Here is a 20,268-nt window from a genome sequence, read left to right as displayed (position 1 = left end):
GGGACGCCCATGACGGAAATCGTTGCACTGGAAGCGCTCGCTGCGCGTATCCGGCCTGGCCAGTCGCTGGCGATCCCCGTTGCCGGGGTCGCGATGGCGGCGACCGCAGCGCTGCTCGAGAGCGGCACGAACGGCCTTCGCCTCGTCTGCGTTCCGATCTCGGGCCTGCAGGCGGACCTGTTGATCGGCGCCGGTGCCATCACCTCGCTCGAGACCAGCGCAATTACCCTCGGCGAAGCCGGTGGCGCGCCGCGCTTTGGCGCGGCCGTCCGCAGCGGCGCCTTTGCGCTGAAGGATTCCACCTGCCCAGCAATTCTTGCGGGCCTGCTGGCCGCGCAGAAGGGAGTGCCGTTCATGCCGATCGCAGGCATCATCGGCAGCGACCTGCTCGCCGTGCGGCCCGATTGGAAGATCATCGACAGCCCGGTGGGCGAGTCGGGCAAGGTCGTCGTGGTGCCGGCGATCACCCCCGATGTCGCGCTGTTCCACGCGCCAGAGGCCGATCGCGCCGGCAATATCAGGATCGGCCGCCATCGCGAGCTCGCGATGATGGCGTATGCCGCCAAGCGCACCCTCGTCACGGTCGAGCGCATCGTCGACCGCGATCTGCTCGAGACCGAGGATTCCGCGGCAGGCGTATTGCCCTCGCTCTATGTCGAGGCGGTTGCTGTGGCCGAACGCGGCGCCTGGCCGCTGCCGCTGTGGGATGAATATGACGGCGACGCCGCTGAGGTGGCGCGCTATGCCGCGATGGCGCGCAGCGACGAGGGTTTTCGCGCCTATCTCTCGGCCTTGCTCACCCGCCGCAAGCAAGTCGCCTGAATCATGCTGGCCGAGCGCGAGCGGCGCGAGCTCTTGATTGCGACCATCGCCGACCTGCTCGAGGGCGTACGCCACGTTGCGGTCGACGCCTCCTCGCCGATGCCGGCCGCAGGCGCCATGCTGCTGCGCGCCCGCAACGAGCGCGAGGGCAAGCCGCCGGTCCGGATCTCGATCCTCGGCTCGGAGCGCCACAACTTCTTCACCAATGGCACCGTCGAGCTGTTCGATTGTGCCGCCCAGGGCCGCGTCGATGCCTTCTTCCTCGGCGGCGGCCAGATCGACGGCCACGGCAACGTCAACCTGGTCGGCACCGGCGATTATCCGACATCAGCCGTGCGCTGGCCGGGCTCGTTCGGCTCGGCTTATCTCTATCATCTGGTGCCGCGCGTCATCCTGTTCCGCGAGGAACATTCGCCCCGCGTGCTCGTGCCAAAGGTCGACTTCATCAGCGCGGCCGCGGTGACACCCGAGGTTCCCCGCCGCGGCGGACCGCACGCGCTGCTCACCAATATGGCAGTGTTCGATTTCGACAAGACGCGCGGCGGGTTTCGCCTGCGTTCGGTGCATCCTCCCTTTTCGCCTGAGGACATCCGCGCCAACACCGGCTTCGACTACGAGGAGCCCGCGACCATTCCCGCAACGGCCCAGCCCGATGCCGCGACTTTGTCGCTTTTGCGCGGAAGAATCATCGACGAACTCGCCGAAAGCTATCCCACCTTCGCCGGCTCGATGATGGAAACGGCATGACCAGACGTCTCTGCTGGCTGGCGCTTGCCGCTGCCGGCCTCCTCTTCGCAACGCCCTCTGCGGCCGAGCCGAACTTTCCCGACCGGGAGAAGCCCGACGTCGACCTCTATGCGCTGATGAAAGGCGAATGCAGCACGCTAAAAATCGGCGGGCACGATTTCGCCTGCCGGGCGGTGGGCTATTTCCACAGTGAAAGCGGCCGCGCCAATTTCACGGTGGCGCTGGATGATCCCACCGATGGCAGCCACGTGATCGCATTCTCCGGAGAATATGGCCGCCGGACGCAGGACGACCTCTATGTGCTCTCGGTGGACCGGATGGAGCTGAACTCGAAGGACCGGCCCAAGGTCGACGGCCTTCCGGTGCCGGCCATCGAGCTGTCGAATGGTGTGTGCCGGCAGAAGGGCTATATCGCAAGGCGCGAGGTCTCGACCATCTCCTGCAGCGCGACCGACCACAAGGGCCGGCAATACCAGCTTCAGTTCGTCTCCGATGGGTCACCGATCACCGTGCGGCGGGTGCGGATGTCGGCGCCGACGATCCGGCGCGATCCATATCAGTGAGGCCCGCGCGTCCTGCAACGAAGCGCCGCAGCGCCTCACGCAGCTCGATCACCACCGGTTGCCAGGCGCGCGTCGCATCCTGCCGGAACAGCCGCGCGGTCGGATACCAGGGTGAATCGACGCGACCCGTGAGCCAGCGCCAGTCCGCGACGTAAGGCAGCAAAATCCAGACCGGCTTGCCGAGGCTGCCGGCCAGATGCGCCACGCTGGTGTCGACTGAAATCACGAGGTCGAGCTCGACGATCAGGCTCGCGGTGTCGGCAAAGCTTTCGAGCTTGGGACCGGCGTCAAGAAAGCCGTGATGCGCGCGCAAGACCGCCTGATCGCCGTCGCGCGCATTCTTCTGCAGGCTGACGAACTGCGCGTCGACGTCGAACAGGGGCGTGAGAGCCTGCAACGCAATGGAGCGGCGATGGTCGTTGATGTGATTGGGATTGCCGGACCAGACAAGGCCGATCCGCGCCATCGCGCTTTCGCCGAGCCAGGCGCTCCAGTCTCTCGCACCGTCGGGCACCGAAAGGTAAGGCACCGACGCGGGGATGGCCGCGAGGGTGGTATCAAAGGCGAGCGGCAGGCTCGTCAGCGGACTATGGAAATCGTAGTGCGGCAACGCCTCATCCCCCGCTACAGTCTGCGAGAGGCCCGCAAGGCCTGACAGCAAGGGCCTGAGCGCTGCATCGATCTCCAGCACCACCTTCGCGCCGCGCTCGGCAAGCAGCGGGATATAGCGGCAGAACTGGATCGCATCGCCCAGCCCCTGCTCATTGTGCAACAGCAGCGTCTTGCCACGAAGTGGCTCGGCGCCAAGCCAGAGCGGCTTGTCGAACGCGCGCGATCTCAGCCGCAGCGACTGCGACTTCCAGCGCCATTCCGCCTCCCGCCAGCCGGTACCGAAATCGCCGGTGCGCAGGCGGTTCACTGCAAGGTTCCAATGGGTGTCGGCATGGTCGGCCTTGAGCGCCAGAGCATTTCGATAGGATGACAACGCATCCTCGGGTCGCGCCAGATCGTCGAGGCAGATGCCGCGATTGCCGTGGGCCTCGGCATAATCGGGCTTTAGCGCGATCGCGCGATCGTAGTCGGCAAGCGCCGCGTCGAGACGGTCGAGCGCACGAAGCGCATTGGCGCGGGTGTTGTAGAGCTCGGCGAGCGCGGGCGACAGCGCGATCGCGCGGTCGAGCGCGGTGACCGCTTCAGCAAATCGCCCCAAATGGGTCAGCGCGATGCCGAGATTGTTGAGTGCTGCCGGCGCGTCCGGCTTGATCGCGGCTGCCGCCTTGAATTCGACGGCGGCTTCCTCGAAGCGGTGAAGGCCGGCCAAGAGGCTGCCGAAATCGTTGCGGGCATCGTAATTGCCTGGATCAAGCGCGGCCCATTGCGCATAGGCGCTCGCGGCTTCGCCAAAGCGCTGCAGCGCCCGCTTCAGCCGCGCCGATTTCTCCGCCGCCTCGGCATGGCGCGGGTCGAGCATTAGTGCGTGCTCATAGCTGCGCAGCGCTTCCTCGGCACGCTCCTGGCGTTGCAGGAGATCGCCGAGCCCGATCCATGCCTCGACAAAGTCAGGCTTGCGCTTGAGCGCGAGGTCGTAGCTCTTGAAGGATTCGTCGAAACGGCCGCAACGCGCGAGCAGCGCGCCCAGGCTGGAAAAATAATCGGGATTGGCCTGGTTGTGGCGGATCGCCTGCGCGACAAGGTCGATCGCAAGATCGAGATGACCTTTCTGCGCCTGGATCAGGCCGAGCAGATGCAGGCAGTCCGCGGCTTGCGGATCGGACGCGAGCTGCCGCCGGCAGAGCTCTTCCGCGAGCGCGAGCCGGCCGGCGACAAAGTCGCGCACGGCCGCATCGAACAGCGCCGCCGGCTGTCCCGATGCCTCGCTCCCGGCGTTTGCCCTGGCCATGGCGAGAGGGGTACCTGATTCCCCACCCCCGCAGAAGCCGGCGGAAGGCTGCGCACACGTTGACCGGCTGGCCAAGCCGGGCCGATGTTGTTTACGATCTGCAAATCTTGGGGCCGTTCGGACATCCGCCATGGGAACAAGACCTGCGACTGCCGCAACGACGGCAAGCCTTGCGCTCGGGGTCCTTCTCCTCGCTGCGGCTTGCCCCGGCTTCACGCCGCCGGCGCTCGCGCAAGCGGTGGCGCATGCAGATGCGCTTGCGACCTACAACGACGCCTTGGGCCGTTTCAAAGCGATCCTCGCCGAGCGGCGCAGCCAGATCGAGGCAAAGCGGCTTCCGAACCTGCCGGGGCAGGCCGTCTATCTCGCGCGCAACAATCTGATCAGCGCGTACAAGGACCTTACCGACGCCGTTCCGTCCAAAATCGGCAGGCCCAACAAGTTCGGCATTCCGCCGGCCTATTTCGACGCCGACAACGAGCCGCTGCTCGATGAATACCTGAAGCTTTTCGACCTCATGGAGGCGCCGCCCGCCAACGCGCAGAGTTCGCCGACGCCGTTCAAGGATGTCGTCGAGCTCGGCATGGCGATTGCGCGCGCCAAGGGTCTCGATGCGGCCAATGCCGAAGCGGCCGGCCGCATCAGCCTCGGCATCTTCTTTGCCGAGACCAATGGCCACCAGAACGTCGGCAATGCGCGCTCGAATACCTACAAGGGCAGCTTCCAGACCGGGCCGTCGGAAGATCAGAATGGTCGGAAGAAGTGGGCTGCGATCCGCTCGCGGGTTGCGGCGTTTGACCCGCAATTGATCGCGCGCGATGACAAGGAAGAGGCGCGCGCGGGCGGCCTGGACCACCGGTTCAACCACTGGACCGCCATACGCGACGGCCTGATGAACGCGCATGCCGAGCTGTTCCTGCAGATCCCGTCGATCGTGAAGACGCTGCCGAACCCGATCGATCAGATGAAACTGTTCGAGCTGATCCAGATCATTCCGAGCCCGACACGCGCGGCGCTGCGGTCAGGCAATCTGCTTGCCTACCGGATCACGGATTCCACGGTGATGAAATATCTGCGCAACAACAGCGTCTTCGCCTTTGGCAAGACGGATAGAGCAAAGACTTCCGCGACCTTCCGCGAGATCATGGACGCGATGTGGCTCTTCAACGACAAGTTCGAGCGCGCGCGTGCGAAATTCGCGGAGATCAGGGCGCAGTAGCGCCTGGTCGAGGCCCAGGCTCAAACGATCAAACCAGGCCGACGTGGTGAATTCGGACTAGTCCTTTGGGAGATCGGGAGAATTCCTTTCCTTGACGGCTACTCAGGGGAACCCGCGCGTTTTTGGCATGCGAGCAATGACAATACCGCCGACATAGAATTTAATTCTGCAATATTTAATTACGCAGGATTTAAATCCTGAAAGATCTAGTAATGCAGGATTTAATTCTCAAAAATTAAATATGCAAGATTTAAACTCCTGCGAAGTCTCTATTGGGACAGGGTTATTGTCCAAGGCTCAGTGTCAAAATTATCCTAGGTTATTACCAAATACGTCCTAAAATGTATTCTCAATCCCGGTGCGGACAATCGGGACGGCTGCCGAAGATTGAGGAATGTCATTCATTGGAGCGGCTGTGAGAGTATGTCGAGTGAGTCCGCTATACCGACGTATATTCTGCAAAGTGATGGCCTGTTCCGGGAAGGCCTTCGGCTAATACTGTCGAAGACCCGCTTCCGTGCCCACGGCTGTGCAATCGAGTTGGAAGATCTCACTGACGTTCCCGATGACAGGCCTATCCTGTTCATCGTAGGGGTCGACGCGAACCAGGCTGTTATCTGCAGCAAGATCAGGAGCCAATATCCTTTGGCTTTCATCGTGGCGGTCGCCGATGAGAGCAATCCGCGCTCGCTTGCGAGCGCCCTGGACGGCGGCGCAAACGCCGCGATCTTCAATACCGTCAGTCCCGATGACCTCGTCAGCACGCTGCAGGCTGTCATCAACGGCAAGCTCATTCTCATAGATGCACGTCTCTGGCCGCTGGAAACTCAGCCAAAGGCGGAGGAGCGGTCCTCGCCTCCCATCACAAGCGAGATGCTGTGTGATGTTGCAGACGAGCCTCAGACCATGAAGCTGTCCGCGCGGGAGATCGCAATCCTTGAACGCATTGTCCGGGGAGATTCCAACAAGCATGTCGCGCGCTTCTTCAAGATCGCGGAACCGACCGTGAAGGCCCATGTGAAGGCGATCCTGAGAAAAATCGGCGCGAGCAATCGTACGCAGGCTGCGACCTGGGCGCTTCACCACCGGGTGTTCGATCAGGGGGTCGAGGAACAGGCCGAGCTTCCGATGCTCGACGACGAAACGGCCCGCTGAGCGCATCGGCCCTGCCGAACAGGCAGCGATCTCAATAATCCCATCGCTCCGGCATTAACGGGCCTTCCAGTCCGGCCATCGGGGGCGGCGGGCCCTGCTCGCGCGGCCGCCGGTGGCAACCTCGACCACGGATGCGGTTGCAAGCACGAGCGAGACGAACAGCGCGAATTGGCTGGCGCTCACCAACGGCTCTTCCGGCGACGGCGGCTCCGAAATGCGCTCCGGCTCGAGCTCGCGCAGTTCGACCTGGAGCATGTTCGCTTCCGCCCAGCGATCCGCCAGCGTCGCCTCCTGCACTGGCACGGGCGTCTCCGGCACTGCGACGGGCACTTGCACCAGCGGCGAATGATGATCGTAGGTCCAGCATCCGTCGTCGTCTTTCGCCAGCATCCGCGCCGGCCATGTCCTCGCCGCTCGAGCATGGTCGAGGCAATGACGAGAGGCGTGCGCCGGTGGCGTGCCGGTCAGCAACAGCGCCACCAGCGCTGCGGCGAGCGGTGGAAGACCATGTTGGAGGCGAACATAGTTTCCGACACTCGCCGCATCGTCCGCGCCGATGTGAACGTTATCGGGATCGCACCATTGCGCGAAACACTCGCGGCACATCATGGCCTCCCCATGCCAGAATGAAGCCTTGACGTCATCCACATTGCGCCGGCAGCAATCACAGATCATCGCTGCGCCTCCTCGACGATGCGCCGGAGCTCCGCGCGGACCTCGCGGCGCTTCAGCTCCTTGATCAGTTCATCGCCGGCCCGGCTGTCCGGGTCGGAATAGAACCGCGCCTGATCGGCCGGCCCGCTGGCGGTCCTCGTCATCGTGCAACCGCCGACCATGACCGAGAGCAGCACGATGATGGGCGGTGCCGCGACCACAAGGTACGGCACCACCCAGTAGACGATCATGTCGCCCCCTCGGCGGCTTTCGCCGCGATCTTGTCCCGGAATGTCTCGCATAGCCGACGGACTTCGTCCGTCGCGCTGGAGCAGGATTCGATTTCGTTGAAGATGCGCTTTCCCTCCTTGCGATAGCGCGCCGCGGTCGCCCTGATGTCCTTGAGCATGTCGGACGCCGACGTGGTGAGCTGCTCGCAGCGCTGGGCCATTTCTTTCACAAATTCGCCCATGGCTTCGATTTCCTTCGCAGTCACCTCATATTCCCTGACAAGGGCCTCGGCCGAGAGCTTGCCGATCTCGGTTACGTCTTCGCGATGGCTGACATACTCCGGAACCGCCGGAGGTCGGGTCACGTGCTCGACCGCCTGGATGTGCGGAGGCCTTTGTTGAATGACTTCCCGGATATCCCCTTCGATCTGACCGACATCGAAGGGCCTCACCGCAGCATTCTGTCCTCTCATCGTATTCACTCCTCCGGCAATGTTACTCACTCCAAAAGAGCTGGTTGCCTCCAGCCCGCGGATCGCCAGGCCGGCGCCTCGGGCTCGAGGACGCATGTCGCCCCGGCAATTCAAACTGCGAAAGCGTTATGGATGCATCAACTCGTCCCCGAATCTCCCCATATCGCGCTGACTAGGTTGGCTTCCGTCGTCCCAAACGTGTTCTCCGCACGCGGCGCACCGGTACAAGCGGACGGTGTTGCCGCGGCGGGAATCGAGAATTGAACAGGTGAGCCAGGCGTACGCCGCGCATCTTTGGCAACGGAGCCGCCAGATGTCCGTCGGCGATTCGATACGCTGTCCGTCGCGGTCCACCATGGCGCGAGCGCTTCTCCAGCCACGACCCCAAAGTCGAGTCAAATGATCGTGGCGAAACCGGTGGAAATTGCGTCTTTTCAACGGAGCTTAATGACTAGTCCTTTTGGGACTAGCGGCCTGGCGCACCCCCATGAACGGGACGGCAGAGCGTGCGCGTGAATCGCCCCGCGCGAGCGCTGACGGCGCGCCGGGTCTGTCGTTTCAATCGCCGACAAAATTCTTCCATTTGCCGAACTGCGACTGCCTCAGACTCGTCCTTTCAGTCTCCAGCTCAGACAGACGCTTCGCAGCCGCCGCCATCGTCGCCGCCGCGTTGTTGTAGCTGTCCGCCTGGGATTGAAGGGGAAAGATGTACTGCCCGTTGACCACCTTGGTTACGGCAAATTCGTGGGCCAACAGGGCAACGCATGTCTCGTAGGCGACGAAATATTCGAGGCGCGAGGCCGCGATTTTTGACATGACGGCCTTCATGCGCCCGTGCTGCCCGTCGATCATGGTCATGAAGGTCGTGAACGTCTCGCTTCGTCCTTCCAGCACGCCTGCGTCGTGCTCGACCTTGTCGCGCGCAGCCTTGAGCAGATTGTCGTAGCGCGACCCAAGACCAGCCGCGTTGCTTTCCGCGAGCTTCAGATCGCGGCCAAGCGCCTCCACATCGGCACGGCTGGAGAATCCCTTCTCCATTCGTTGCCAAAGCTCCCCAGGCTCGGCTTCACTCAACAGTTTGCGGCTGGCGGCATCCATCTCGATCGAGTCCCGGTTCGCCAGCGCAACCAGCTTCAGAACCCGATTGGAAGGATGACGCTTGAGCACTTGATCCAGTTGTTGCGGATCATTGACACCGCGCAGGGCCGTCTGGCTCTCCTCGATTACGTTGACCTCCTGAAATCGTGCCAGATCGCCCACGAGGTACAGCGTGCCGAAGCAGACGATCGCAATGACGCAAGCCAGTGCGATGGCGAGTGCCTTTGATTTCCGGTCCGGAAATAGTGCCACGACTTTGACTCCCGATCGGACACTGCCCTTACACGATTCGTGATCAAGGTCTGACGGGCATCCCCCTCGCCTGGCGACAATCATAATCCCGCAAGCCGCGATTGGTCGCTGCTTTCAGCGATTCGAACCACGACGGACCTGGCAGTTCCAAATTCGCCGGCGGCGATCAAAGCAGACTGCGCAGGACGCCAACCAGGCGGCTGCATTGATCCTCGGTTCCGACCGTGATGCGCAGGAAGTCCTTGATCCGCGGTCTCCCAAAGTGCCGCACCAGGACGCCGCGCTCACGAAGCGCGGCCGCGAGCTCCGCGCCGCCGCGGCGGGGATGACGCGCGAACACGAAGTTCGCGAGCGACGGCAGAACCTCGAAGCCGAGACCGGAGAGGGCGTGGGTGAGCGTTTCGCGGCTCGCGATGATCCTTTTGCACGTCTCGGCAAACCATGCATTGTCCTCGAGAGCCGCGACGGCGCCGGCGATAGCGAGTCGATCGAGCGGGTAGGAATTGAAGCTGTCCTTCACCCGGTCCAGCGCCTCGATCAGAGGCCGCTTGCCGATCGCAAAGCCGACCCTGAGGCCCGCCAGCGCCCGCGACTTGGAGAGGGTCTGAACGACGAGCAGATTGTCGTGGCGCGCCACCAGCGGCACCGCGCTTTCGGCGCCGAAGTCGACGTAAGCCTCGTCGATCACCACGAGCTGCTCCGGATGCTCGGCCAGAAGCTGCTCGATCGCTGCGCGCGGCAAGGCGATGCCGGTCGGCGCGTTGGGATTGGGCAGCAGGATCGCGCTGCACGGCCGCCGGTAGTCGGCAAGCTGCAGGCGCATCGCGGCATCGAGCGGCACCGCCTCGCAGCTGACACCATAGAGCTCGGACCAGACTGGAAAGAAGCTATAGGTGACGTCCGGAAACAGGAGCGGTGCGTCATGCTTCAAAAGCGCCTGGAAGGTATGGGCCAGAACCTCATCCGAGCCGTTGCCGACGAAGACCTCGTCCGGCGCAACGCCGTAGCGCGACGCGATCGCCTCGCGCAGCAGGGAAGCTCGCGGATCGGGGTAGAGCCGCAGGCGACTCATAGCCGAAGCGATCGCCTCGGCCACGCGCGGCGAAGGCGGATAAGGATTCTCGTTGGTATTGAGCTTGATGACGCCGTCCTGCTTCGGCTGCTCGCCCGGCACGTAGGGCGAGAGCGTGTGGACGACGGGGCTCCAGAAACGGCTCATGATGGGTGACTCGATGGGGCAGTGAACATATCAAAATGAGCTGCCGCATCCTCAAACACGCGTCAAGGACGCCCTTCACACTCACGGACGCAAGGGCGCGCGCCATCCCTTCGCCGTCGCGAATTCGGCGTTGAACAGAGAAAACAGGCGTCCGACAAGGGACCAGGCGTTTGCCGCCCATGCGCCGGGGTCGCCCCAGATCACAACCGCCGCAGAATGCGCCGCGGAGTTCGTCCCCCACGGCTCACCGGCCGACGCCGCCCACGCCGCCTCCGCCGCGCATTTTGCCGCCCACGTCGCCTCCGCCGGCATGTCCGGCGGCTGGGACGCCAACGGCCCTTCCGAAGCTGACCACGGCCAGGCGGCGGCATGCGCAGCGGCGAGGTCGCCTTGGCCGGCCACGGCTGCGCTGGCGTCGTTGCACACGGCTTCGATTGTCTCCCGGTAGGCCGGAAGCCGCTGCGGCTGCACGGCCTCGGCCTCCTTCAGCGCCTGCGCGATGCAGGCGACAAGAAACGCGGCATGGATGCGGTCCCACGCTGCGGCATCCAGCACATGCCAATCGCGCGCTTTCGCAACAAGTGCAGTCCGGAAATCGGGGCGTCTTTCGGCGCTGATCAGTTGGTCAAGCAGCCCAGCCAATTCCTTGAGCCAGGGCGGCATGTACTCGGCCAGCCCATCGATGGACCGGCCGGCCCGCGCCGCGGCTTCCATTTCCTTGATGATCGCAACTGGCACAGCATAGACCATAAATAAATGCCGCCCCGCATCCATCTCGACCGGCACCCGCCTTTGCCGGGATATTACATGGTCTGTGCCCAGCCCGAATGGGTCAGGAGATCATCCAGCCGCCATATCATGGGCGGAAGCTGTTCGTCACATCTGCGATCCGGACAACACCGCGACGCCAGATATCGCCGCAATGAGAGACGCATGCGACTGAGCGAAGCCGCGGCCGTCCGCGGCTCCAGCACTCACGAGGGTGCCGGAGCCAAACGGTCTTGCGGCTAGCCGTTGAAGCCGCGTGCGATCCTTCTGCCTCTCCACGCAGAACGGTACGAAGCCCGAGGGGGATTGGTGAAGCTGTAGACGCCGGTCGCCCCGCTGGGGTCCACGATCGTGTAGCCGGCGATGGAGCGTGGGTGCTCTCGCGTGACGTGGCCGCCGGAATTACCGTCGTGCACAACCCAGACGTTACCGGCGACCTGCTGCTGCAGGATCATGATGTGGCCTGAGCGAACCGCCGCCATACCCGGCGCGGGAGCGGCGCGAGGGAAACGGCGCCAGTTTGATGCGAGATTGAGTCCGGGGATAATGCGACCGAACTTGTAGAGCGACGCCTCGCATCCGCAGAACGCGTGCGGGCATCCTGCAGGACGGCCGCCGACGATACGTTCGTCGCTGGGCAGCATGGTCATCGCTTCCCGAAAATGTCGGACGCGATGAAAATATACGACGCGATGATATTGGACGCGGTGACGAGCATGATGAGGGCGGGCTTCGGCTTGAACGGAGAGAGCCAATAACGCGGATACGATACAAACAGCTCTGTACATTGGGAGGACTCCTTGGTGTGAATCCCCCTGCCGCGCGCGACGGCAACGAGCAAACGTGTCGCCATCTTGTTCGAAAGGTGATCGAGCAATGCGTTTGTGGGCGGGCTGCGTCCCGCGCGATGGCGCAAAAAATTAGCCCAGGTTAGTGACGGCCTTGATTTGGCCTGATCTTGCGCGCGGCGCCTCAGAGGGACACCGGCGATGCGCAACTCGGGCAAATCATGCCGCGACAGTGATTTGACGCATCTTCGCCTCTCTACACGGTTGTCCCGGCTTGCGCTTCGCTTGGCCGGGACGACGACAGAGTGGCTGTTTGACATTTGAATAAAAGATGCTGACGCCTGGCAGCACGCGGCAGTCCGCTTTAGCTCTCGCCGTCCCTCGAATGGCCCGCGTTTTACGATGCGACCTTGCCGTCTGCGAGCCGGATGCGAAATGCCTTCCAGCCGCCGGGCGGATCCCACTCGCCCTGCCCCTCAACGACGCCGGACGCAACACGTTCGATGATGACGCCATCGATCGCGAGCCGCGCGCTTCGCCACATGACCTGGCCCGCCTGATCCATGCGGGTGACGTTCGTGCCAGACGCAATCAGAAGCCAGCCATCGCCGGGATGAAGGCCGCAGAAATAATCGGACAGCCGAAACCAGCACGCCACCGTGGCGCCACGCAGGAGATAGACGCGCGCGGCAAAGCCGACGACGATCAGATCGTCCCAGGCGACGGCCTCGACCTTGAACCAGGTCTCGCTGCCATCCCGGCACAGATCAAGGCGGCGCAACGGCACGCCATCTTCTGCGACAAGCAGATGCTCGCGCGCCTCGCCCTCGCCAAGCGACAGGGACGGCACCTCGGTCCAGGGCGGGCTGATCGTTTCACGGTGGTGGAAGGAGAGTGTTGGCACGCGCGATGCCCGGCTGCGCCCCGCGTAGCCCGAAGGGCGAAGCATGGTAGCCAGGGAGGGAATCATACGCAACGACCGACACGACGAACCGCTGTTTGTCCTCAGCATGGTGGCGTGAGCGCTTGGAACAGTGGCGGAGGTCATCGCGAAACCAACAATCGCGGGGAGCTTTGTTTTGTTATTGGCGAGCAGCCTAGACTAGCTCGCTGGGAAGCATCTTTATGTCTCGCCGGAAGCTGCCGCTTGTTGGAACCCCTGGCTAGGTTCAGATCCTGGAGGCGCAACCACCGATACCGATATCCGCTTCAAGTATTGATTTGACGAAGGTATCCCGTTTCCCTGCGCAACCGTAAGACGGACCGGAGTGACCGCTCAGGGCTTCCCGTTGACGCGCTTTTCAAGCTGCAACGTTCGCTCGACCAGGTCATCCAATTCAAAAGACTGCGAGTCGAGGAATGCGACGGACCCATTGTTAGGGTCAGTAGCCAGACGGTGGGTCTCGCTCAAATGATGTTTGAGCCAGGTCCTCTGCTCTTGCTGCAATTGCGCTGGCTTCTTGTCCGCGGCCCCATGCAGAAGCGTCTGATAGGCGGCATTCAGCCTCACGTCCCACTTACCGATTTCGGCTTTGCCGCAATCCAACATTTTCGAGGAAACGCCGTCGGCTTGGCCCATGCACGCGTCGAACTCCGCGCTCTGCTGCGCGCTTGCAGGAAATGCGGCGATGTAGAGGGCGGCTCCCAAAACGAGAGATGATTTCCAGAACATCGTAGCCGTCCCATGCGTCTTTCTGACCGGGTAAAACCTAGCCCGCCTGTTGTGGCTATTTCGCGATGACTCTGAAAGGCAACGACACTGCGGGAATCGTTCTCCCCTTGCCATTCGAATCGCGTGACGACACGGCAACCGGACCGAAGCGGCGGGGGCTCTCCGAGAAGCCCGATTTGGGGCAAATGGTCTTGCGGCCGGGCCCCCATCGACGAAATGGATGCGACGCGTCACGGCGAACTGGGCGTAGCCGTGGGTTCGAGGCAACGAGAAAACGAGAAGAAGGCAGGAACAAAACCCCAGCAATCTCCGAGATTGCTGGTTTTGGTGCCGGGGGCGGCGTCGAATTTCATTCCTAATATCTTGTTTCTATTCTATATTTCAAAATGCAGAATACGGGTCTACCAACACGAATACCACCGAGAGGGCTTGTTTCCGGATTAGTTGATGTGCCTCAAAGTGAAATTCGATCACAAGCATTAAGGGAAGATAATAGCTCAAATCCCGACTGGGGGCCTTGTGATGAAAACAGCCCTCTTCGACGCGAGCATGGCGGTGAAGGTGCTACATGCCTCGTACGGCGACCTTTTTTCCAACGCTGTTCTGCGGCGAGTCCTGCGACGGACGCGAACTGGCGGAGCTGCAACGCCTCGCGACGCCCCTCGCATTCCACGCAGGACAGACGATCTTCTCTGAGGACGAGCGCGCCGAAAGCGCGTTCGGACTGTCCCGCGGGGTCGTGCGCCTCTACAAGATGCTCCCGGACGGGCGGCGTCAGGTGGTGGCTTTCGCGCAGCCCAGTGATTTTCTGGCGATGCCGCTTGTCGATCGGTTCAGCTTCTCGGCCGAGGCCGTTGGTGAGGCTAGCGTGTGCCAATTTCCGCGCGAGGAGCTCAAGCGCTTCATTCAATCAAGCCCTAACGTGATGTGCCTGTTGATCGAGTTCGCGACCCGAGAGCTTGAGACCGCTCAGGAGCAGTTGATGCTGCTTGGCAACGCCTCGGCGGAAGAAAAGGTTGCAGCCTTCCTCGTCGGCTGGCGAAATCGCATCGCGGACCTAGGGCCATCGCAACCTGTGCCCTTGCCGATGCGGCGCCAGGACATCGCCGACTTTCTCGGGCTCCAGCTCGAAACGGTCAGTCGCACCCTTGCCAAGCTCGAGGAGCGGAACGTCATCCGCATCGTGCCGAACGGGGTCTTGCTGACCGGGTTGGAGCAAACCGCGTTGGTAACCGCAAGACACTAACCTATGTGAAGGCGTCATGGTGTTCTCTAGGGCATGAGATCGTGCTGTTGCGCCCGACGCTTGTGGGGAAATCGATAATGTCGAGAACCGCACCGAGCCTTGCTCTGACCCCGGATCAACTCAGGAAGCTTGCCGATGCCCGTATCGCGCAGGCTGCGCGGATCGAATGTAGCGACGAAAGGTTGCGCGTCCTGACGCTCGCCGATACGCTGATAAATCTCGCGGATATCAAGAAGCTTCTGATCGACTACGAGCGGCGTCTATTGAACTGACGCGAGGCTGCCGCTCAGTTCAATTGGCTCACATAGGCCGCGACCGCCTTGATTTGCGCTTGGTTCAACTCATGCGCGATCGGCTGCATGATGGCCGAGCTTTCGGAATGTCGTTCCTTGTCCCAGCCGGTCAGCTTGCGGAAGATGTAGTCCGGAAGCTGACCCGCCAAGCGCGGAAATTCACCGTTACCCTTCGCGTCCTCCCCGTGGCATGAGGCGCAAGGCGGGACGCTGGCGCTCGGTATGCCTTCTTCGAAAATCTTCTTTCCTTCCGCCACGGGCTCCGTGGATGCTTCGTCTCCCCCCAGCGGTTTCGGATTGAGGTCCTTGAAATAGTCGGATAAGGCCGTCACCATCTCCGGCGACAGCACATGCGCCACGTTGTTCATCACCGGGTTTACCCGGCTGTGTTCGATAAAGGCCTGCAATTGATTCTTGATGTACTCCGGTTGCTGCCCCGCCAGCCGAGGCATTGGAGCGGCTCCGCGAAAACCCTGCCCCTGGATGCCATGGCAGGTCTTGCAATAGTCGGTCTTGGCTTTGAGCGCCTGCGGAGAAACGGCCGCTTCCTTGTTCTCCGCGGCGGCCGGCACCGCGGCAATTGCAAGGGCGAATGACAGACCAGCGATCCGCGATATCGATCGTGAGCTCATAGACCTCCCCTTGCCCCGAACAGGCGCAAGCTACGCCTCGACGCCCGATCTGGTCCAGCCGGATTTTTTCGAACGCATTTGATCGAGATCAAGGCCGGATCGACCAAGCCGCCTTCTACTGATTCACGACGAGGGGACTCTCGTCGATTCTATTGCGGTGCACTCGACGGGACGCCTCGTTTCGTCGCGCGGTGGGGTTCTGCTTACTCAATCTATAGTTGCAAATTTGTCGCGCTGTTACCGAAATCAAATCGGTAGCAACGAATGCAGCTTGGCGAAAGGACGCAAGTGTTGGCCTACTTGTGACGCGGGCGGCGCGGTTCGCGTTTGCGTTCAAGCGCCGCAAGGACGGATTGGCGCACGATGCGGGGGACACGTCTTTATCGAACTTGGCCGCGGGGCAGATTCGTCGCTGCGATTGCGTTCGCTGCCGTGACGGCGACTATCCTGATCGTCGGAAGCGTCACGCCGGCAAACGCGCTGCCGAGTTTTGCGCGGCAGACCGGTCAGCCCTGCGGCACCTGTCACACCGATTTTCCCGCGCTCACGCCCTATGGGCGACGCTTCAAGCTGCTTGGCTATACGCCGGGCGGCGGTCCGTTTCGTACCACGCCGTTCTCTTCGAATGCCGGCATCGCGGCGCGTGCGGAGTACCAGAAGCTGCGTGCCTATGCGAGTGCGGTCGCGGGGCCGCCGGCTCCGGGCGCCAGTGACCTGAACGCAAATGCGAGCATCAACGGCGACGATAAGGAGTGGGTGCCGCCGGTCTCGATGATGGCGATCGTCGGCTATACGCACACGCAGGCGCCGTTGCCGCCGCCGACCGCTCCCTATAATCCGAATGACAACGTCGTGCTGTCCCCGTTCAGCGCCTTCTGGGGCGGCGCGATCACCAATGACATCGGCGCCTTTGCGCAAGTCACCTACAACGCGCCGCCGCCCGGTGGATTCGGCGATCCATTCGGTCACACCTGGACCTGGGACAACACCGATGTCCGTTTTGCCGGCACCGGCAGTCTCGGACCGCTTGATTTCATCTACGGCATCACCGCCAACAACAATCCGTCCGTGCAGGACGTCTGGAACACCACGCCGGCTTGGTCCTTCCCATATGCCGTGTCGACGATCCTGGGACCGCAACAGCCCACGACAATCGTCGAGGGCGCCTTTGCTGCGCATGTCGGCGGCGTCGGTGTCTACACGTTCATCAACGATCTGCTCTATCTCGAAGTCACTGGCTACAAGACGCTGAGCTTCAGCCAGCAGAACGCCGTCGGCACCGATCCGTTTGCCGCGCCGGGCCTGTTGGGCGGCGTTGCGCCGTATTGGCGCGCCGCGATCGAGCCGCACTGGGGCCGGCATTCCTTCATGCTCGGCACCTTCGGCCTGTATACGCAAGTGCATCCGTGGATCGATACGAGTTTCGCGAGCTGGACGAGCGACGTGTTTCCGATGGCGGACAAGTTCACCGACATCGGTTTTGACTCGCAATACCAGTATCAGGGCGACAATTTCTGGTTCACGTTGCGCGGCAGCTTTATCCGCGAATTCCAGCGGCTCGACCAGACGTTTGCAAACGCCGGCTCGTCCAATCTGACCAATCAACTCAACACCATGAAGCTGCAGGCCTCGCTGGCCCTGGGCAGCGACAACCGCGTGGTCCTGACGGGGCAGTATTTCAACGTCTGGGGCACGAGCGACGCCATCCTGTTTGGGACTGACCCGCTCACCGGAGTGGCGCTGACGCCAAACAGCAACGGCTGGACCGCCGAGATCGCCTACATCCCGTTCGGCGTCAGCAAATCGCCGCTATGGCCCTGGTTCAACGCGCGGATCGGTCTGCAATACACCTATTACAACAAGCTCAACGGCACCACGGTCGGTGCCCAGAACAACAACACGCTGTTCCTCCACGCTTGGTTCGCCATGTAGGAGCCGCCCCGCCGAGGGAGAACGTTCGATGAAAAGATTGCTTCTTGCCAACCTCGCGGCGCTCGCGACGACAGTAGCGGGACCCGCACTCGCAGCCGACATGCCGATCAAGGCGCCGGCTCCCTTCGTCGAGCGCTTCACCTGGAGCAGTTGCTATCTCGGAGGACATATCGGCGGTGCCTTCGCGCAGAAGGACATCACCGATCCTGTGCAGCTTGTGCAGGACTCGTTCCTGGGGGCGGGAACGACGACAGGGGTCACGACCGTCAATCCGGCGCCGACCGGTGCGGTGATCGGTGGGCAGATCGGCTGTGACTATGAATTTCCATCCTCATTCGTGATCGGTATCGAAGGGTCGGCCTCCGGTTCAACCATGCGAGGCTCGAAAGCCACGGGGCTGCCGCTCGGCTTTCCTGGCGACGCCGCACTGGTCCAGGCCAACACTGACTTCCTCGCCAGCGTGACCGGGCGCGTGGGTTACGCATTCGACAATGTGCTGCTCTATGCGCGGGGCGGCGCAGCGCTGGCCGGCGACAAGTTCGAGGTCAGCGGCGCGTTCACGGGGCTGCCCTACGACTTCAGGGGGCTGGACAATCGCTTTGGCTGGGTCGTGGGCGGCGGTGTGGACTGGGCTTTTACTCAACATTGGTCCGCCAACGTCGAGTACGATTTTTATCAATTCGGCCACGGCAACGTCCTGATGACCGATGGGATCAACGGATTTTCGGGCCTCGTGGACGTCAAGCAAAACGTCCAGGTCGTGAAGGTCGGCTTCAACTTCCACATCTGGGGAGCTGGTTGGTAATGGCCGTTCTGCTCCCAGCAAGGCTGACGATAGCCTGGCGGGCGTTGGTCTTCGGCGCGGCGCTGCTGCCCGGGATCGCGGCTTTTGCGTTCACCGCAACCGGTCGCGCGGACGGAGGCATCATTGCAGTCGCGGCAAGAGGCGGCATCGAGGGCAAGCTTGTATACTGCAAGACTTGCCACGGCCTCTCCGGCGAGGGCTATCGCGGCTGGTTTCCGATGCCCCGACTGGCTGGGCAGCAGCCGCAATATATCGAGGCTCAGTTGCGCGCTTTCATCGAACGGCGGCGCACCAACCCGGTGATGCAGAACGTCGCACATGTGCTGAGCCCTTCGATGGTTTCGGCGCTGGCTGCGGATTTCAAGCATCTCGATCCGCCACCGATCGGAGGCGCGCCGCGGCGGTCGTTGGCGCTGGGCAAGGAAATCTTCGACAACGGTCTGCCTGAATCCAACGTGCCGGCCTGCTCGGCCTGTCATGGCGCCGAGGCGAAAGGCGAGAACGAGATACCAAGGCTGGCGGGCCAGCTCTATGAGTACACCGTTGGCCAGCTCACGAATTGGAGCAGGGTGCGAGGTCAGGGAACGGCGGTCGACACATCCGCGATCATGGCGCCGACGGCGCACAATCTGACGAGAGCACAGATCGAGGCCGTCGCCGCCTATGTCGGTACCCTGCGATGAAGTTCGCGATTGGATCATGCCGTATCGGTCGGCCAACGTAGGAAAGAGCCAGAGGTCATGAGGCGCGTCGGACTGAAAATGGCCTTGTTGGCGGTGGTGGCCTTCATCGCTCCGGCTGCGGCGTGGGATGGTCTCAACGTCAAGAATTGCACCTGGTGTCACGGCACGTCAGGCCAGGGCTACATGGTCGCCCCGCGTCTGGCCGGTCAGCGGCCGGCCTACATCTTCAAACAGATCAGAGACTTTCGCGAGCACACGCGAGACAACCCGTTTTCAAGGCAATACATGTGGGGAGCCGTAGCCGCGCTCGATCCTGGAGCCGCGCGTGATCTCGCGGCCTATTTTGCAACCATCCAACCCAAACCCGCGAATGATGGTGATCCGACCCTCGCGGCTGCGGGCCGGACGATCTATATGGAAGGCATTCCTGAAGCCAACATTGCAGCTTGTTACGCCTGTCACGGCCCCAATGGCGTTGGCGTACGGGACATTCCGCGGCTCGGAGGATTAGCCTACTTCTATCTGAAGGCGCGGCTCGAACAGTGGGGCCAAGGATATCATTCGGGTGTTGGCACTCCGATGCCCATTGTCGCTCGCCAACTGGGGCCGGCCGAGATCGAGGCGCTCGCCTCCTATCTCAGCTTCGTCAGGTGAGTGCCGAGCGGCCGCCACTGGTCGTCCTCGGACACGCTATCGGTCTTGAGATTCGGAAACTTCTCATCGCCTTCGCTTCGCAGGAACGAGGTCTTCCGGCTGTCGCCCACGAACACGAAGCGTCATAACGGACCCTCAACTTGGTCATTTTCCGGAGGCTTAAAACTCTCATCGGACCGTATGAGCTTCTTGCGAAAGAAGATCGCCTGCGTTGCGTGATTGGAACGCAAGCATGCCCTCTTGCGAAATTTCGGAGGCGGGCGGCGGCCGCATCGTTCGCGCCGAAGAGACGTTGATAGTCCTGCATGGAAATCTGAAGCAACGCCCGATCTGCCAGCCGATCGAGCTTCTCCTCGAGTTCAGGCAATCTGAAATTCCATCGCATCCCGGTCAATATGTCACCTCGGCGATGCTCTGACTCTCGCTGAGACTTGGCTCCAGTGCCACAATCAATTGGAGACGG

The 20,268-nt window shown here is 62.3% G+C and carries 23 protein-coding genes; 12 read left to right on the top strand and 11 right to left on the bottom strand.

Features of this window, described 5'->3' with window-relative positions:
• Positions 1-9 precede the first annotated feature (9 nt).
• From VKR55_RS03565 to VKR55_RS03555, 3 genes are read left to right on the top strand one after another with little or no spacing between them, the layout of a single operon-like run.
• Positions 10-822: a CoA transferase subunit A gene (locus VKR55_RS03565; protein ID WP_324399726.1), complete on the top strand. Its 813-nt coding sequence runs from the start codon at positions 10-12 to the stop codon at positions 820-822.
• Between the two features lie 3 nt (positions 823-825).
• Positions 826-1,569 carry a CoA-transferase gene (locus VKR55_RS03560; protein WP_324399724.1) on the top strand — a complete coding sequence of 248 codons (744 nt, stop codon included), beginning with the start codon at positions 826-828 and terminating at the stop codon, positions 1,567-1,569.
• Complete coding sequence (locus VKR55_RS03555; protein ID WP_324399722.1) at positions 1,566-2,132, top strand: hypothetical protein; 567 nt, start codon at positions 1,566-1,568, stop codon at positions 2,130-2,132. The genes VKR55_RS03560 and VKR55_RS03555 overlap by 4 nt, the downstream gene beginning before the upstream one ends.
• Here VKR55_RS03555 and VKR55_RS03550 read toward each other — a convergent pair.
• A complete protein-coding gene (locus VKR55_RS03550) occupies positions 2,074-4,032 on the bottom strand; it encodes a tetratricopeptide repeat protein (RefSeq protein WP_324399720.1) in 1,959 nt (652 codons plus the stop codon). The genes VKR55_RS03555 and VKR55_RS03550 overlap by 59 nt on opposite strands.
• Positions 4,033-4,162: 130 nt before the next feature.
• Between VKR55_RS03550 and VKR55_RS03545 the strand changes: the two genes are divergently transcribed.
• Positions 4,163-5,251, top strand: a complete 1,089-nt coding sequence (locus VKR55_RS03545; RefSeq protein WP_324399718.1) for a hypothetical protein — start codon at positions 4,163-4,165, stop codon at positions 5,249-5,251.
• Positions 5,252-5,638: 387 nt separating this feature from the next.
• Positions 5,639-6,406 (top strand): response regulator transcription factor, encoded by a 768-nt coding sequence (locus VKR55_RS03540; protein ID WP_324399717.1) that lies wholly within the window; start codon positions 5,639-5,641, stop codon positions 6,404-6,406.
• A gap of 54 nt (positions 6,407-6,460) precedes the next feature.
• On the opposite strand, the gene VKR55_RS03535 is transcribed toward VKR55_RS03540, so the two are convergent.
• From VKR55_RS03535 to VKR55_RS03495, 9 genes are all read right to left on the bottom strand, one after another.
• A complete protein-coding gene (locus VKR55_RS03535; protein WP_324399715.1) occupies positions 6,461-7,081 on the bottom strand; it encodes a hypothetical protein in 621 nt (206 codons plus the stop codon).
• Positions 7,078-7,311 (bottom strand): hypothetical protein, encoded by a 234-nt coding sequence (locus VKR55_RS03530; protein WP_324399713.1) that lies wholly within the window; start codon positions 7,309-7,311, stop codon positions 7,078-7,080. The genes VKR55_RS03535 and VKR55_RS03530 overlap by 4 nt, the downstream gene beginning before the upstream one ends.
• Positions 7,308-7,763 (bottom strand): hypothetical protein, encoded by a 456-nt coding sequence (locus VKR55_RS03525; RefSeq protein ID WP_324399711.1) that lies wholly within the window; start codon positions 7,761-7,763, stop codon positions 7,308-7,310. Before VKR55_RS03525 ends, VKR55_RS03530 begins: the two co-directional genes overlap by 4 nt.
• A gap of 558 nt (positions 7,764-8,321) precedes the next feature.
• On the bottom strand, positions 8,322-9,113 hold the full coding sequence (locus VKR55_RS03520; protein WP_324399709.1) for a hypothetical protein: 792 nt from the start codon (positions 9,111-9,113) through the stop codon (positions 8,322-8,324).
• Positions 9,114-9,279: 166 nt separating this feature from the next.
• Positions 9,280-10,332: a histidinol-phosphate transaminase gene (hisC, locus tag VKR55_RS03515; RefSeq protein WP_324399707.1), complete on the bottom strand. Its 1,053-nt coding sequence runs from the start codon at positions 10,330-10,332 to the stop codon at positions 9,280-9,282.
• Between the two features lie 81 nt (positions 10,333-10,413).
• A complete protein-coding gene (locus VKR55_RS03510) occupies positions 10,414-11,118 on the bottom strand; it encodes a hypothetical protein (protein WP_324399705.1) in 705 nt (234 codons plus the stop codon).
• A gap of 221 nt (positions 11,119-11,339) precedes the next feature.
• Positions 11,340-11,888, bottom strand: coding sequence for a hypothetical protein (locus VKR55_RS03505; RefSeq protein ID WP_324399703.1), 549 nt, complete (start codon positions 11,886-11,888; stop codon positions 11,340-11,342).
• A gap of 397 nt (positions 11,889-12,285) precedes the next feature.
• Positions 12,286-12,792, bottom strand: coding sequence for a hypothetical protein (locus tag VKR55_RS03500; RefSeq protein WP_324399701.1), 507 nt, complete (start codon positions 12,790-12,792; stop codon positions 12,286-12,288).
• Between the two features lie 372 nt (positions 12,793-13,164).
• Positions 13,165-13,560 carry a lysozyme inhibitor LprI family protein gene (locus tag VKR55_RS03495; protein ID WP_324399698.1) on the bottom strand — a complete coding sequence of 132 codons (396 nt, stop codon included), beginning with the start codon at positions 13,558-13,560 and terminating at the stop codon, positions 13,165-13,167.
• Positions 13,561-14,128: 568 nt separating this feature from the next.
• Here VKR55_RS03495 and VKR55_RS03490 point away from each other — a divergent pair.
• Both VKR55_RS03490 and VKR55_RS03485 read left to right on the top strand, forming a co-directional pair.
• Positions 14,129-14,806 carry a cyclic nucleotide-binding domain-containing protein gene (locus VKR55_RS03490; RefSeq protein ID WP_324399696.1) on the top strand — a complete coding sequence of 226 codons (678 nt, stop codon included), beginning with the start codon at positions 14,129-14,131 and terminating at the stop codon, positions 14,804-14,806.
• Between the two features lie 77 nt (positions 14,807-14,883).
• Positions 14,884-15,078: a hypothetical protein gene (locus VKR55_RS03485; RefSeq protein ID WP_324399694.1), complete on the top strand. Its 195-nt coding sequence runs from the start codon at positions 14,884-14,886 to the stop codon at positions 15,076-15,078.
• Between the two features lie 14 nt (positions 15,079-15,092).
• Here the strand turns inward: VKR55_RS03485 and VKR55_RS03480 are convergent, their stop codons facing one another.
• Positions 15,093-15,731 (bottom strand): c-type cytochrome, encoded by a 639-nt coding sequence (locus tag VKR55_RS03480; RefSeq protein WP_324399692.1) that lies wholly within the window; start codon positions 15,729-15,731, stop codon positions 15,093-15,095.
• 432 nt (positions 15,732-16,163) lie between these two features.
• On the opposite strand from VKR55_RS03480, the gene VKR55_RS03475 reads away from it, so the two are divergent.
• The 5 genes from VKR55_RS03475 (at position 16,164) to VKR55_RS03455 (ending at position 20,223) form a co-directional block, all read left to right on the top strand.
• Positions 16,164-17,663, top strand: a complete 1,500-nt coding sequence (locus VKR55_RS03475) for a cytochrome C (RefSeq protein ID WP_324399690.1) — start codon at positions 16,164-16,166, stop codon at positions 17,661-17,663.
• A gap of 28 nt (positions 17,664-17,691) precedes the next feature.
• Positions 17,692-18,468, top strand: coding sequence for an outer membrane protein (locus tag VKR55_RS03470; protein ID WP_324399688.1), 777 nt, complete (start codon positions 17,692-17,694; stop codon positions 18,466-18,468).
• Complete coding sequence (locus VKR55_RS03465; protein ID WP_324399686.1) at positions 18,468-19,151, top strand: c-type cytochrome; 684 nt, start codon at positions 18,468-18,470, stop codon at positions 19,149-19,151. Before VKR55_RS03470 ends, VKR55_RS03465 begins: the two co-directional genes overlap by 1 nt.
• 9 nt (positions 19,152-19,160) lie before the next feature.
• Positions 19,161-19,805, top strand: a complete 645-nt coding sequence (locus VKR55_RS03460) for a c-type cytochrome (RefSeq protein ID WP_324399684.1) — start codon at positions 19,161-19,163, stop codon at positions 19,803-19,805.
• Between the two features lie 232 nt (positions 19,806-20,037).
• Positions 20,038-20,223: a hypothetical protein gene (locus VKR55_RS03455; protein ID WP_324399682.1), complete on the top strand. Its 186-nt coding sequence runs from the start codon at positions 20,038-20,040 to the stop codon at positions 20,221-20,223.
• Positions 20,224-20,268 lie beyond the last annotated feature (45 nt).

The sequence above is a fragment of the Bradyrhizobium sp. genome (genome assembly GCF_035309285.1).
In the GTDB taxonomy this organism is placed as follows: domain Bacteria; phylum Pseudomonadota; class Alphaproteobacteria; order Rhizobiales; family Xanthobacteraceae; genus Bradyrhizobium.
Note: the sequence above shows the minus strand (reverse complement) of the source record. Positions and strands in the feature narration are given on the sequence as shown.

What these genes read in the sequence shown, in the direction of transcription:
- VKR55_RS03550 (WP_324399720.1), bottom strand. Translation starts at nt 4,032, where the DNA reads ATGGCCAGGGCAAACGCCGGGAGCGAGGCATCGGGACAGCCGGCGGCG.
- VKR55_RS03495 (WP_324399698.1), bottom strand. Translation starts at nt 13,560, where the DNA reads ATGTTCTGGAAATCATCTCTCGTTTTGGGAGCCGCCCTCTACATCGCC.
- VKR55_RS03530 (WP_324399713.1), bottom strand. Translation starts at nt 7,311, where the DNA reads ATGATCGTCTACTGGGTGGTGCCGTACCTTGTGGTCGCGGCACCGCCC.
- VKR55_RS03485 (WP_324399694.1), top strand. Translation starts at nt 14,884, where the DNA reads ATGTCGAGAACCGCACCGAGCCTTGCTCTGACCCCGGATCAACTCAGG.
- VKR55_RS03490 (WP_324399696.1), top strand. Translation starts at nt 14,129, where the DNA reads ATGCCTCGTACGGCGACCTTTTTTCCAACGCTGTTCTGCGGCGAGTCC.
- VKR55_RS03480 (WP_324399692.1), bottom strand. Translation starts at nt 15,731, where the DNA reads ATGAGCTCACGATCGATATCGCGGATCGCTGGTCTGTCATTCGCCCTT.
- VKR55_RS03535 (WP_324399715.1), bottom strand. Translation starts at nt 7,081, where the DNA reads ATGATCTGTGATTGCTGCCGGCGCAATGTGGATGACGTCAAGGCTTCA.
- VKR55_RS03560 (WP_324399724.1), top strand. Translation starts at nt 826, where the DNA reads ATGCTGGCCGAGCGCGAGCGGCGCGAGCTCTTGATTGCGACCATCGCC.
- VKR55_RS03555 (WP_324399722.1), top strand. Translation starts at nt 1,566, where the DNA reads ATGACCAGACGTCTCTGCTGGCTGGCGCTTGCCGCTGCCGGCCTCCTC.
- VKR55_RS03525 (WP_324399711.1), bottom strand. Translation starts at nt 7,763, where the DNA reads ATGAGAGGACAGAATGCTGCGGTGAGGCCCTTCGATGTCGGTCAGATC.
- hisC (WP_324399707.1), bottom strand. Translation starts at nt 10,332, where the DNA reads ATGAGCCGTTTCTGGAGCCCCGTCGTCCACACGCTCTCGCCCTACGTG.
- VKR55_RS03505 (WP_324399703.1), bottom strand. Translation starts at nt 11,888, where the DNA reads ATGTACAGAGCTGTTTGTATCGTATCCGCGTTATTGGCTCTCTCCGTT.
- VKR55_RS03565 (WP_324399726.1), top strand. Translation starts at nt 10, where the DNA reads ATGACGGAAATCGTTGCACTGGAAGCGCTCGCTGCGCGTATCCGGCCT.
- VKR55_RS03465 (WP_324399686.1), top strand. Translation starts at nt 18,468, where the DNA reads ATGGCCGTTCTGCTCCCAGCAAGGCTGACGATAGCCTGGCGGGCGTTG.
- VKR55_RS03470 (WP_324399688.1), top strand. Translation starts at nt 17,692, where the DNA reads ATGAAAAGATTGCTTCTTGCCAACCTCGCGGCGCTCGCGACGACAGTA.
- VKR55_RS03545 (WP_324399718.1), top strand. Translation starts at nt 4,163, where the DNA reads ATGGGAACAAGACCTGCGACTGCCGCAACGACGGCAAGCCTTGCGCTC.
- VKR55_RS03455 (WP_324399682.1), top strand. Translation starts at nt 20,038, where the DNA reads ATGCCCTCTTGCGAAATTTCGGAGGCGGGCGGCGGCCGCATCGTTCGC.